General features: G+C 45.9%; 14 protein-coding genes. 9 read left to right on the top strand and 5 right to left on the bottom strand.

What is annotated here, in order from left to right; all coding sequences use genetic code 11:
* Nucleotides 1-37: 37 nt before the first annotated feature.
* Nucleotides 38-658, bottom strand: a complete 621-nt coding sequence (locus NQ095_RS01415) for a cyclase family protein (RefSeq protein ID WP_258261728.1) — start codon at nt 656-658, stop codon at nt 38-40.
* A gap of 16 nt (nt 659-674) precedes the next feature.
* Nucleotides 675-2183 (bottom strand): glucose-6-phosphate dehydrogenase, encoded by a 1509-nt coding sequence (gene zwf, locus NQ095_RS01410; protein WP_258261727.1) that lies wholly within the window; start codon nt 2181-2183, stop codon nt 675-677.
* A gap of 280 nt (nt 2184-2463) precedes the next feature.
* On the opposite strand from zwf, the gene rnz reads away from it, so the two are divergent.
* The 3 genes from rnz to NQ095_RS01395 are packed head-to-tail and all read left to right on the top strand — an operon-like array spanning nt 2464 to nt 4731.
* Entirely contained in the window at nt 2464-3390 is a 927-nt protein-coding gene (gene rnz / locus NQ095_RS01405) for a ribonuclease Z (protein ID WP_258261726.1), read from the top strand.
* Nucleotides 3391-3398: 8 nt separating this feature from the next.
* Nucleotides 3399-3941 carry a histidine phosphatase family protein gene (locus tag NQ095_RS01400; RefSeq protein ID WP_309137593.1) on the top strand — a complete coding sequence of 181 codons (543 nt, stop codon included), beginning with the start codon at nt 3399-3401 and terminating at the stop codon, nt 3939-3941.
* A gap of 34 nt (nt 3942-3975) precedes the next feature.
* The gene (locus tag NQ095_RS01395; protein ID WP_258261725.1) at nt 3976-4731 is read left to right on the top strand and encodes a GNAT family N-acetyltransferase; all 756 of its coding nucleotides are present in this window, start codon (nt 3976-3978) and stop codon (nt 4729-4731) included.
* A gap of 39 nt (nt 4732-4770) precedes the next feature.
* Here the strand turns inward: NQ095_RS01395 and namA are convergent, their stop codons facing one another.
* The 3 genes from namA to proC form a co-directional block, all read right to left on the bottom strand.
* Nucleotides 4771-5787, bottom strand: coding sequence for an NADPH dehydrogenase NamA (gene namA, locus NQ095_RS01390; protein ID WP_258261724.1), 1017 nt, complete (start codon nt 5785-5787; stop codon nt 4771-4773).
* Between the two features lie 94 nt (nt 5788-5881).
* Nucleotides 5882-7033, bottom strand: coding sequence for a glycosyltransferase family 2 protein (locus NQ095_RS01385; protein ID WP_258261723.1), 1152 nt, complete (start codon nt 7031-7033; stop codon nt 5882-5884).
* Between the two features lie 75 nt (nt 7034-7108).
* Nucleotides 7109-7927: a pyrroline-5-carboxylate reductase gene (proC, locus tag NQ095_RS01380; RefSeq protein ID WP_258261722.1), complete on the bottom strand. Its 819-nt coding sequence runs from the start codon at nt 7925-7927 to the stop codon at nt 7109-7111.
* 22 nt (nt 7928-7949) lie between these two features.
* On the opposite strand from proC, the gene NQ095_RS01375 reads away from it, so the two are divergent.
* From NQ095_RS01375 to NQ095_RS01350, 6 genes are all read left to right on the top strand, one after another.
* Nucleotides 7950-8087, top strand: coding sequence for a hypothetical protein (locus NQ095_RS01375; protein WP_258261721.1), 138 nt, complete (start codon nt 7950-7952; stop codon nt 8085-8087).
* A 349-nt stretch (nt 8088-8436) separates the two neighbouring features.
* Nucleotides 8437-9396, top strand: a complete 960-nt coding sequence (locus NQ095_RS01370) for an MBL fold metallo-hydrolase (protein WP_258261720.1) — start codon at nt 8437-8439, stop codon at nt 9394-9396.
* A gap of 15 nt (nt 9397-9411) precedes the next feature.
* Entirely contained in the window at nt 9412-10206 is a 795-nt protein-coding gene (locus NQ095_RS01365; protein ID WP_258261719.1) for an SDR family NAD(P)-dependent oxidoreductase, read from the top strand.
* Nucleotides 10207-10255: 49 nt separating this feature from the next.
* A complete protein-coding gene (locus tag NQ095_RS01360; protein WP_258261718.1) occupies nt 10256-10777 on the top strand; it encodes a DUF3221 domain-containing protein in 522 nt (173 codons plus the stop codon).
* A 171-nt stretch (nt 10778-10948) separates the two neighbouring features.
* On the top strand, nt 10949-11800 hold the full coding sequence (locus tag NQ095_RS01355) for a GRP family sugar transporter (RefSeq protein ID WP_034760584.1): 852 nt from the start codon (nt 10949-10951) through the stop codon (nt 11798-11800).
* A gap of 13 nt (nt 11801-11813) precedes the next feature.
* Nucleotides 11814-12599, top strand: a complete 786-nt coding sequence (locus NQ095_RS01350; RefSeq protein ID WP_061809700.1) for a glucose-1-dehydrogenase — start codon at nt 11814-11816, stop codon at nt 12597-12599.
* Nucleotides 12600-12897 lie beyond the last annotated feature (298 nt).

Genomic DNA, 12897 nt, shown 5'->3' with positions numbered 1-12897 from the left:
AGCCGGAGAGTCCAGTCCTATATTTAACATTTAACGCTTATCCGATCATTTCATCAAACAACAGCACACGTGCCGGTGATGCATCGGTGTTTTGAATTTTCAGGGGTGCCGCCACCATGAAGTATTGGCCGGCTTTGATGTCTTTTAACTGAAGGCCTTCCATGATGATGACGCCGCTTCCCATCAGGCTGCGGTGAGTCGGGTGACCTTCCTGGGCCCGCTCGATTCCAAGGGCATCAATCCCGACACCTGCAATCTTTTTCTCAGCAAGGTATGCGGCAGCATCTTCTGCCACATAGATGAAGTCAAAGTTGAATTCAGTATCCCATGAATTCTTCGTTTTGAAGAGGATGAAGTCATTCTCTTCAATCTCCAACCCTTCAATATCCTTCAGGCTGATCTTTTCATCGACTTCTGTTACATCAAATACTTTGACAGGGCGGACGAGCTTCTCGATATCGATCGATTCTATTGTCTCGCCGTCGTTGATCATGTGAAGGGGAGCATCGACATGAGTTCCTGTATGAACATCCATTGAGAGTCTTGACTCCGTCACATGGCCGTTCGTATTTGTCTCAATTGTCGGTTGTTTTTCAGGTTTGTTCTTGTACACGGGCATCCCGTTAAAGATCGGGGCTGTTACGTCATAAATTTTCATTGGTTCCACACCTTTCTTAGCATTGGTCTACATCAAGGTTGGCAATTGGCCACCAGGAGAAGCCGTCTTTTGCCAGCAGATTGTCAGCGGCTTTCGGGCCCATCGAACCTGCTTCGTAGTTCGGGAATTCCCCGTCACGAGTATGTTCCCATACTTCAGAGATTTTGTCGACGAATGCCCAGGATAGTTTCACTTCATCCCAGTGTGTGAAATTCGTGGCATCTCCACGCAGACAGTCGAATAAAAGTTTTTCATAAGCTTCCGGTGTGTTCATTCCATCCACGCTGTTGTTGGCAAAGTTCAGCTTCACCGGAGTCGTTTCGATGTTCTGTCCGGATTTCTTCACGTTCAGGTGAAGGGTGATCCCTTCTTCCGGCTGGATGTGAATGACCAGCAGGTTAGGGGCCAAAGGCTTGTCCGGGTTGTAATACAGGTTCATTGGGATATCTTTGAACTGGATGACGATCTTCGTTGATTTGGTTTCCATTCTTTTTCCTGTGCGGATATAGAATGGCACACCTGCCCATCGGAAATTATCAATCATCAACTTACCGGCAACATAAGTTTCCGTATTGGACTGATCATCGACGTTCTCTGCTTCGCGGTAGCCAGGAAGATCTTCATTCCCTGCTTTTCCGGGACCATATTGTCCTCTAACGAAGTAATCCTTGACTTCATCCTGTTCAAATGGACGAAGGGAACGTAATACACGGACTTTTTCACTGCGGATTTCATCCGTCGTCAGTTTGATTGGCGGCTCCATGGCAAGTAAGGCAACCATCTGAAGGAGATGGTTTTGCACCATATCGCGAAGGGCCCCGCTTTTTTCATAATAGCGCCCGCGGTCTTCCACACCAAGCTCTTCAGATGAAGTGACCTGGATATTGGAGATATAGCGGTTGTTCCAGAGTGGTTCGAACATGGCGTTGGAGAAACGAATGACTTCGATGTTCTGCACCATTTCTTTACCAAGGTAGTGATCAATACGATAGATTTGATCTTCAGAGAACGATTCACGGATTTGGCTGTTCAGTTTTTCAGCTGAAGGAAGATCGTGACCGAACGGCTTTTCAATCACCAGTCTTTGGAAACCGTTTGTATCGGTTAATCCTTGATTTTTCAACTGCTCTGTAATCGTTCCGAAGAATTCAGGCGCCATAGCTAAGTAAAATACACGGTTGCCTTCCAATTCATATGTTTCATCCAGTTCATCGGATAAGTTCTTTAGTGCTTTGTATGAATCACTGTTTGAAACGTCATTCGGTTGGTAATAGAAATGGGAAACGAATTCATCGATGTTTTCATTGCTGCCTAACGCCTTATGTACCGATGTTTTGACGTGTTCCTGGAATTCTTCATTTGACCATTCCCGTCGCGCTACACCTACAACGGCAAAACGCTTGGAGATTTTCCCTTTACGGAACAAATGATAAAGAGACGGATAGAGTTTTCTTTTGGCTAAATCACCAGTTGCTCCAAAGATGGTAATCAGAGATGTTGGTGTCGTTGAATTATTCAATGTCATGACCTCACTTTATCTTGTTGTAACCCTTATTTATGCGTTTCTTCTTATTTAATATCCTATACAATTACTTAATTTTAAAGACTTATGTTTCATTTAGCAAATTATATGCTGAGGACTTTTTCTGCGTATATGGATGAAAACGTTTTATCTTTTTGGTAAACATCTTCGTCATTATGTTGGCTTTAATTTTCATTCTTATGACTGATTTTCCGGGAGAGGGTAAAAAGAAGGTGATTATGCTAAAATGGAGACAGAATAGCTCATCTGAGGAGTGAATACAATGGAATTATTATTTTTAGGGACGGGTGCCGGAGTTCCTGCCAAACTCCGCAACGTTACCAGTATCGCCTTGAAATTATTGGAGGAACGTGGTGCGGTCTGGCTTTTTGATTGTGGGGAAGCGACCCAGCATCAAATTTTACATACAAGCTTGAAACCAAGAAGGATCGAAAAGATTTTCATTACCCACCTGCATGGTGATCACATATACGGGCTGCCGGGGTTACTCGGGAGCCGCTCCTTCCAAGGAGGGGAGACAAAACTGACGGTATACGGCCCTAAGGGGATCAAAGAGTTTATCGAGGTTTCCCTCTCGGTCAGCAGGACCCATCTTCAATATCCCCTTGAAGTGGTGGAAATCGAGGAAGGGGTCATCTTTCAAGATGAAGGGTTCAGTGTAGAAGCAATGGGACTCGACCATGCTCTTCCTACTTTCGGTTATCGTGTAGTTGAAAAAGATAAGCCCGGTGTCCTGCAAGTGGATCAATTACGTGATAGGGGCGTTCAACCGGGGCCCCTATATAAGAAATTAAAATGTGGTGAAACGGTTCGGCTGGAAGACGGAAGGGAGATTGATGGAAAGGATTTTCTCGGACCTTCGATTCCTGGACGGGTGGTCACGATCCTTGGAGATACAAGGGTTTGTTCCAATGCGGTGGAACTTTCTAAGTCAGCAGATGTCATGGTTCATGAAGCGACCTTCAACCGGGATCAAGAAGAGATGGCCCGGGAGTATTACCATTCCACTACAAAACAAGCAGGAGAGACGGCTCTCTTAGCCGGGGCACGTCGCCTGTTTCTGACCCATATTTCTTCCCGGTATGCAAAGGAATCATGGGAAGAACTGGAGAAGGAAGCAAGGGACGTCTTCGCGGAAAGCTATATGGCAAGGGATTTCATGGAATACGACATACCTTTAAAGAAATAGGGGGCAGAATGATGAAAGAGATCTATATCGTACGACATGCGAAAGCGGATGGTCAGCCTTTTCATGCACCGTTAACGGAGGACGGCGAACGTCAGGCACGTCAATTAGCGTCCTTTTTAGAAAACCGATCCATTCAAGCGATTTATTCAAGTCCCTTCATAAGGGCATTGGACACCATCGCTCCTTTTGCTGAACGTTCAGGCCTCCGGGTCCAGGAGGACAAGAGATTGGGAGAAAGGGTGCTGAGCGATGAGGATCTTCCAGATTGGATGGAAAAGTTGAAGATGAGTTTTGAGGATTTTTCTCTCTCATTGCCTGGTGGGGAGTCCAATAAAATGGCGATGGAGCGGGCAAGGTCCTTCTTAGATGAAGTTATGGGAAAGGAAGAGGATCACGTTGTCTGTGTGAGTCATGGTAATTTAACGACGCTGCTTCTCAGGTTATTTGACGAAAACTATGGATACAATGAACTGTTCGCTCTGTCCAATCCCGACGTCTACATCGTCAGGCTGGAAGGAGACCGCGCTTCTGTACAGCGTATTTGGGAGTAGGAAAGGCAGTTTAAACAGAAAAAGGGGAATCGAGATGAATTCATTTACATTTGAACATATTTATAATCCGGGACATATTATTTCTGAAAACGCTCTTTATCGACATATTCATTATCCGGAAATGCTGACTAGGTATGATAGTAACTTTCTTGCATTCAAGAAGGAGCCGACTCTTGAAGAATTTATTGAAGCTGCCCGTTTTTTACGGGAATTCCATGACGCAAAGGGGCAGAAGCATGTAAAGTTTCTTTTTCCTCAAGATTACAAACCTTCGGAAGAACTGATGGATTATTTTAACCAAGAGGGATACGACGGCGGATTCAATGAGCTTTATTCGATTGACCCCGATCAATTCCCATCGCCGGAAGTGAATGCTGACATAGAAGTCAAGAAAGTGGGCAAGGAAGAACTTCAGGATTATCTTTCTTTTCAGTACGAGCAGGATTTGGACTATGGTCCGGATTTTGCCGACCAAAAGGTGGATATGCATAAGCGGAATTTTGAAAATCCCCGTATAATACAACTTCTGGCTTTCTATAAAGGGACGCCGGCGGGATCCGTGGATGTGATCATCGAAGAAGATTCAGCGGAAATAGACGGATTGATGGTTCACGAATCGTTTCAAAAGAAAGGGATCGGAAGCAGGCTGCAGCGGGATGTCATGGAACGGTTCCCTGACAAGTTTATCATCCTGGTGGCAGATGGGGAAGATACGCCAAGACTGATGTACCAAAAACAGAATTATGCTTGTTTAGGTTTCAGGTACGAAGTGCAGAAAGTGTATAAATAAAAGAGAGCGTGGAACCTGGGGGTTCCACGCTCTACTAATTTACCAGCCGCGCTCATACTGTTTAGGTGCTTCGATTTCGACACCCAACTCTTTCGCTGCCGTTCTCGGCCAGTATGGATCCCGCAGAAGTTCACGTGCAAGGAGGATCAGGTCCGCCCGTTCGTTTTGCAGGATCTCTTCCGCCTGGATGCCTGTAGTGATCAGTCCGACCGCTCCTGTGTCAATGTCTGCCCCGTTCTTGATCGTCTCGGCAAGCTTCACCTGATAGCCGGGGAATACCGGTATGCGTGCAGGTACAAGGGCGCCGGAGCTGACATCGATCAAATCGACGCCTTGCTCTTTCATCCATTTTGCAAATACCACATAGTCTGCAATGTCCAGGCCATCTTCGTTATAATCTTTGGCAGATACCCTCACAAGGAGTGGTCCGTCCCATACTTGTTGAATCCCGTCAATGATTTCACGGAGGAAGCGGTAGCGGTTTTCTGCCGATCCACCATATTCATCGTTTCGTTTATTGGACAGTGGAGAGAGGAACTCATTGATGAGATATCCGTGGGCTCCGTGAACCTCGATCACATCAAAGCCTGCTTCCTTCGCTCTTTCAGCCCCTTTGATGAATGCGGTGATGGTTTCTTTAATATCATCCCCTGTCATTTCAACAGGTGTTTTCATTTCATCATTAAATGGAATGGCAGATGGAGCCAGGATGTCTCCTTCAAGGACCGCTTTTCTTCCGGCATGTGCCAGCTGGATTCCTGTTTTAGCCCCCTGTTCTTTCATCAGTTCCACTAACTCTTTTAAGCCTTCAATATGTTCGTCATCCCAAATCCCTAAATCCTGTGGTGAGATTCTTCCCTGGGGCGTAACCGCCGTCGCTTCTTGAATGATGAGTCCGACTCCGCCGACAGCACGGCTCGTATAGTGGGTGCGATGCCAGTTTTCGACTTTACCATCTTCATTGTGGGAAGAGTACATGCACATGGGTGCCATGACGATTCGGTTCTTCATTTCAACATTTTTAAGCGTGTATGGTTCGAATAGCTTTGCGTCCATTTCCAATCACCTTTCCATAAAGAATTTATTTCGGGTATCTAAACAGTACACCAAGAGTATAACAACAACCCTTTTGCCGGAAAAGGAATGTGCTCTACTTTCTTTTCTCTCTTAGCTCTTTCAATGGATAAATCGTCCCTCGCCATTCGATCCCGCCTCTTCTAAACGTCAGGAACGTCGCCCTGGCTATGGAATAGATGAATAACAAGGCAGTGACGGGCAGGGAGAGGATGAGGAGGGGAGACTCATTCGTCATCTCCTTTATGACTTTGAAATAGGTGATGAAAATCAGTAGAATGATCAAGATGCTCACGGTCCGGTTCAGGGGGTCCCCTGTGAAGATCGTCAAGAAAGGAAGGACCGTGGAGCAGAACACCCCCGTCATGGCAAATACTACAAGAATGATGGAGTAATGGAGCCCGGCAAATGTATTCTTCTCAAGACCCTGCATGGCCCCTTTCAAGGAGTGATACCACTCCACCTCCAGCGAATGAAGGGCAGTGAGTAACCCTTGTCTTTTCCCGCCTTTTTTAATATGGATGCCAAGCTGAAGATCGTCATCGGGCATGTGCTTGATCTTTTCGTGTGTACCGATTTCCTCATAAGCAGAACGTGTGATCAGATTGAATGCTCCGATCCCCACCCCTATCCCTGAAGAAGGGTCATTCGCTTTCCAAGGCCGTTTATAAAAAGAGAAACCGAATAAAAAGAAGGCCACAAAGCTTTTTAACCAGAATGTCTTTGATTTAATGTTGGGGGCGAGGGTGAGATGATCGAGCTTCTGAGATTGAAAGACTCCGACAGCCCGGGACAGGATGGCAGGGTCTTTATACAGGACATCTGCATCGGTGAACAGAATAAGTGAACCTTTTGAGAGGAGGTATCCTTTATATAATCCCTGATTCTTTCCGAGCCATCCTTTTTCCAGTGTATCGATATGGAGCACGCGGATCCGCTTGTCCATTTTTCCCAGCCTTTCTAGTTTATCTGGTGTGCGATCCGTTGAACGGTCATTGACAAGAATCCATTCAATCCGTTCATAGTCCTGCTTGAGTTGGGATAGAATGCTGTCTGTGATCGCTTCTTCTTCATTCCTCGCAGGCACGATGATGGAGAGAAGCGGGCCGCTCGCCGTGCCCGGAAATCCTTCAAGGGAAGAAAGTTTACCCAACCCTCTCCACACCTCGATGGAAAGAACGATCCAGACGACAAGGACTGCAATGAGTATAATGAGGAGTAGATTCATCTGTGTCGACCTTCTTTTTTGCTTTGATTGTATCACTGAAACGGTATCCCCCGCGAATCATGATTGGCTGTAGGTTTATTTTTTCAAAGAATTCTCCTTTAATTCATGTCCGAGTGTTTGAGAGCGGTTATTTGCGGAAGAAATGCACTGGAAAAATGCATCTCTTACTTGATGGTCTTCCAACGCAGCGATTCCCGCTTCGGTCGTTCCACCTGCACTGGTCACATTCCTTCTTAATTCCCGGGCTTCCAATCCGGATTCTGAAAGCATGGCGCTTGCTCCAGCGATCGTCTGGGTAACAAGGCTTTCAGCGAGGCCTTCTTCCAGTCCCAATTCTACTGCAGCATGTTTCAGTATTTCCGCCACATAATAGATATAAGCCGGCCCGCTTCCTGATAGAGCCGTGATCAGGTCCAATTTCTCTTCTTCTACCTCCGCCGCTATGCCGACAGACTGAAATAGCGTTTTCGTCCATTCCTTCTGGGAGGGTGAGATATATTGATTGAAAGCTACCGCCGTTGCTGACTTTCCCATGGCTGCACTTGTATTCGGCATGGCTCTTGCGATGGCTCCTTTAAAGGCGAGCCTGTCGCTTATATGTTCCATGGCGATGCCTGCCAGTACAGAGATGATCAGAGTATTCTCAGAAAGGTAGGGTCTGATGGAATCTGCTGCTTCATGAAAGTCCTTTGGTTTCATGGCGAGGATGATAACATCATATCGTGACGCCCGGTTTACCTTCCGGATACAGAATTCCTGAATGATTTCATTTAAACGCTCCTGATTGGCACGATTGGTTACATATACTTCCTCATTATTCAATACTCCCGCTTTCAGTGCGCCCCTCATTAAAGCATGAGCCATCGACCCTGCTCCGATAAATAATGTCTTCATTCGCTCATTCCCCCTTCTGTTTTTGAAAAAAAAACAGACCCTTTCATCCATAAAGGACGAAAGGGTCTCGCTTCCGTGGTACCACCTTGTTTTGTCCATCTTCTATGAAGAAGATGAACACACTCCATTTCCATTAACGCTGGACGACGTTCTGCTTTAAGACGCTCAAAAGTCAGGTTCACAAATAGAGAGGACGACGGTGCCTTTCAGCCGGTGGGCCCCGATCTCTGACATCATCTATTCATTACTAGTCTTTCTCATCGCTTTATCGTATATCATTATGTAATAGGATGAATGGATTAAATCTATATTATAGGTGATTATCGTAGAAATACAGCTTATCTGTCAAGGGTTTATTTTTAGTATATTCACACTTTTTAAAAATGACATCATGCTGAAAAAAATGTACACTAGGTAATGAAGGATCATTCATTTTCTGGAAATGAGTGACAAAACGGGAAGGTACCGTATTGTCTGTACCTTTTTATTATGAAGAATGTGGTGAAACTATGACAACTTTAGTGAATGATATCGCAAAAATCACACTATCCACTCCTTTTGCCGTGGGAGATGTGAATGTTTATTTAGTCAAGGGAGATGCCTTGACGCTGGTGGATGCTGGCCCTCTTACAGATACGGCCTGGATGCAGCTCTCTGAACAATTGTCTCTTCTAGGTTACACACCTCAGGATATCGAACAAATCGTCCTGACCCATCATCATCCAGATCATGCAGGCCTGCTTGATCGTTTCTCATCCGGCGTCACGATATATGGTCATAACTATAACCGGTTCTGGCTTCAGCGTGACGACCATTTTCATGAAGTGTATGACCGTTTTTTCACTGAGCTCGCCTTGGAATCAGGGCTGCCCGAAGAGTATCTCCCGGCCATCCCGAGGTTCAAGAATCCATTGAAATTCATGGGGAACCGAAAGCTGGATGTGGCGATAGGAGAAGGGGACAGGATCCCAGGAATGGAAGGGTGGCAGGTCATTGAAACCCTTGGTCACGCCCAGAGTCACATATCCTTTTATCGGGAAAGTGATGGTGTTCTGATAGCTGGCGACCACATACTTGCCACCATTTCACCCAATCCCCTCATTGAACCGCCATTTGAAGGGGAGAGTAAGCGTTCAAAGCCGTTGTTACAGTATAATGCTTCATTGAAAAAACTTTTCGATTTTCCGATTTCCCTTGCTTATACAGGACACGGAGACAACGTTACGGATGTTCATGGATTGATTCCGAGGAGATTGGGGAAACAAGATGAAAGAGCAAGAGGTGTATTCGACATGATCAATGGAAACCGCGTGACTGTATTTGAGATATGCATGAAGTTATTCCCCTCCGTGTATCGGAAGGAGCTCGGTTTGACATTGTCGGAGACCATCGGGCAATTGGATTATTTGGAATCTAATCACTATATACAGAAAGAAAAGCATGAAGGAATCTATTATTATTTTGCTTAGGAAGATGTGACTTACATGAACAGAAGAATCGAAGGAAAAACGATTATCATTACCGGGGCATCGGGGGGAATAGGGGAGCAAATGGCCATAAAGGTTGCGGAGAATGGCGGGAATCTTGCGTTGATAGCACGTCGCGTCCATCTGCTCCAAGCATTGAAGGAAAAGCTGACAACAAAATTCAACTGTAAGGTGGAAGTATATCCTTTAAACGTAACGGATTATGATAAAATTCCCAGCGTTTTCACTACCATCAGGAAGGACTTTGGTTCGATCCATGCCCTGATCAATAACGCAGGATATGGAATCTTCCAGGAAGCACATGAAACCTCCTTCCAAGATGTAAAAGGGATGATGGATGTGAATGTTCTTGGTCTGATGGCATGTACAGGGGAAGTCCTTCCTTACATGCGTGAACAAGGGTTTGGCCACATCATCAATATCGCATCTCAGGCAGGGAAGTTTGCCACTCCGAAATCAAGTGCCTATTCCGCTTCCAAGCATGCTGTCCTCGGATATACGAACAGTGTCAGGATGGAAGCGAAAAGATACGGCGTGAAGGTGACGGCGGTGAACCCCGGTCCAATCGCCACCGACTTCTTCTCCATTGCCGATGAAACCGGCACGTATGTGAAGAATGTGGAGAAGTTCATGCTTGATCCTGCATTTGTCGCGGAGACAGTGGTCGATTCGCTTTTTACCAATAAAAGAGAAATCAACCTGCCCCGATGGATGAATATAGGAAGCAAGTTCTATCAATTATTCCCATCTTTTGTCGAAAAAGTAGGAAATAACCTTTTTTTCAAAAAATAGTGAAACCAAACAGTGCCATCAATCGTCTAATATAATAAGGGGGGAGTCTATGAAGAAATGTTTGACTGTTATGATCCTTTGTTCCTGTATACTGTTCACCGGATGCGGGCCATCAGCATCTGTCAATTCTCAGGCCAGCACAGATTTCATAGGCTTTGTCACCCAATTGGAAAACAATCAGGTGCTGATCAATGACGTTTGGTTTTCTTTCGATCAACAAACTGTCATGTTGACAGATCAAGATAAAAAGCTTCATAAAGAGGATATAGAGATGGGCAGAAAAGTGAATGTGACGTTTAATGGGGAGATGCAGGAATCCTATCCCAGAAGGGCTTCGGCGGATCAACTGGTGTTTCTGACAGACAAAGAAAGCAAAATCGAAGAGACTGTCGTGAAATTAGTCATGAGTGATCCCCGGTTTTCACAGGTTGTCATCCAATCCATTGAAAAAAATCCCACCGGTCTCTATTCGTTACGATTCAAAGATCTTTCCCTCGACCGTGATGTCCATGTGATGGTGAATGTCGAGAATGAAAGGGTCATTGTGCCGATACATACTTCTACCAAATAACAAAGAAGAAAGCGTCGATTACACCTCGACGCTTTCTTTTTTTTTTTGAGGTTACACCTTAGGGAAGAAGGGTATGCATGAGAGAGTGGGAAATATTTTGCGTTAAGCGGCTAGAATTTTTGTTTCAGAGGAAAACTATGATTACTGTCGGAAAAAGGATGTGGGTGTATGATAGGGATTCTTTTAGCCCTGATCCCCGCGGTCGCGTGGGGAAGTCTTGTGTTTGTAAGTGTAAAACTTGGAGGGAATGCCTACAGTCAAACGGTCGGGATCACGGTTGGTTCCCTGCTGTTTGCGATTGGAGTCTTCTTCATCAAGTCCCCTGAGTTAACATTATTTGTGTGGGGCATCGGGTTTATTTCCGGCGTCTTCTGGGCTGTCGGGCAAGTGAACCAGCTGGCCAGTGTAAAATTCATCGGCGTTTCGAAAACCGTCCCGATTTCAACGGGAATGCAGCTGATTGGAACGACGCTCTTTGGTGTTCTGGTATTTAAAGAATGGAAAACGACTGAAACGATCCTCCTTGGAAGCGGGGCTGTGCTGGCTCTGATCATCGGTGTCGTCCTCACCTCATTCACACAGAAGTCCGAAGGGGATGAAGGCTCTCAACTGAAAAAAGGTCTGTTGACGCTGCTCCTTTCCAGTTGTGGATACATAGCCTATGTCGTCATATTAAGATGGTTTGATATTGACGGATGGCAAGCGATTTTACCACAGGCAATCGGTATGTTCATCGGAGCCGTTGTCATCACATTCAGGCATAAGCCATTTAACAAATATACGGTTCGAAATATTTTAACCGGACTTATGTGGGCATCCGGGAATCTCGGATTGCTTCTTGCCCTGCCCCGGATCGGTGTGGCGACAAGCTTCTCCCTTTCCCAAACGGGAATCGTCATTTCCACTCTCGGTGGTTTGTTCTTCTTAGGGGAAAAGAAATCGAAAAAGCAAATCCTCCTCGTCATCGCAGGGTGTGTCCTGATCATCATCGGCGGGGTTCTATTGGGCTTTACGAAAGATTAAGGAGGAATGGGACATGTATACAGATTTAACGGATAAGGTTGTCATCATAACGGGTGCCGCTACTGGTATAGGAAAGGCGATTGCTAAACGGTTTGCCTCTGAAGGCAGTAAGGTGGTCATTAATTATTTCAAAGAAGAAGAAAACCCTGAAGGACTGGTAAAGGAAATCGAAGAAGCAGGTGGGACAGCCTCCATCATTCAAGGGGATGTGTCAAAAGAAGAGGATGTCCAGGGGTTTGTCCGATTTGCTCATGACACGTATGGCCGTCTGGATATTTACGTGAACAATGCGGGAATCGAAAATGAAGTTCCGTCTGAAAATCTGCCGATTGAAGATTGGCAAAGGGTCATCAACACAAACTTGACAGGTACATTCCTCGGTTGCCGTGAAGCGGCGAAATACATGCTCGAGCATGGCATCAAGGGATCGATCATCAATGTATCGTCTGTCCATGAAATCATCCCGTGGCCTCACTTCGCTCATTATGCAGCCAGTAAAGGTGGAGTGAAACTGCTGATGGAAAGCCTGGCGCTGGAGTTTGCACCAGATGGGATACGGGTGAACAATATTGCTCCAGGGGCCATTGATACACCCATCAATGCCGAGAAATTTTCCGATCCCGAAAAGAAAAAAGGAGTGGAGAAACTCATTCCCCTTGGCTACATCGGAGAACCTGAACAGGTCGCTTCCTGCGCCGTTTTTCTAGCCTCCGATCAGGCAAGCTACGTCACGGGTACGACGCTCATCGCCGATGGGGGCATGACTAAATACCCAGGATTCCAAGCTGGAAAAGGTTGATGAATGAGAAGGTAAGTCCAAAATCACAAAAATGATTTTGGACTTATTTTTTTTTGCTCTGATTTTGCTGTACGTCAGCCTTTGTGTAAAACACCATTATGCTTGTCGCCTCTGCCCAAGCCGCCTCCGCTTTTCTTTGTCCAGCTCCGGCGGCTAGAGGCTCGAGGTCATAAGTCAAACCTGCCAAAAAGGCAAAGGACGCCTTTCCGGCAGGTTCGCCTTATGCTTGTCGCCTCTGCCCAAGCCGCCTCCGCTTTTCTTTGTCCAGCTCCGGCGGCTAGAGGCTCGAGGTCATAAG

Origin of the sequence: Rossellomorea sp. SC111 (assembly GCF_024733565.1) — a bacterium.
In the GTDB taxonomy this organism is placed as follows: domain Bacteria; phylum Bacillota; class Bacilli; order Bacillales; family Bacillaceae_B; genus Rossellomorea.
This window is presented reverse-complemented; position numbering and strand designations above follow the sequence as displayed.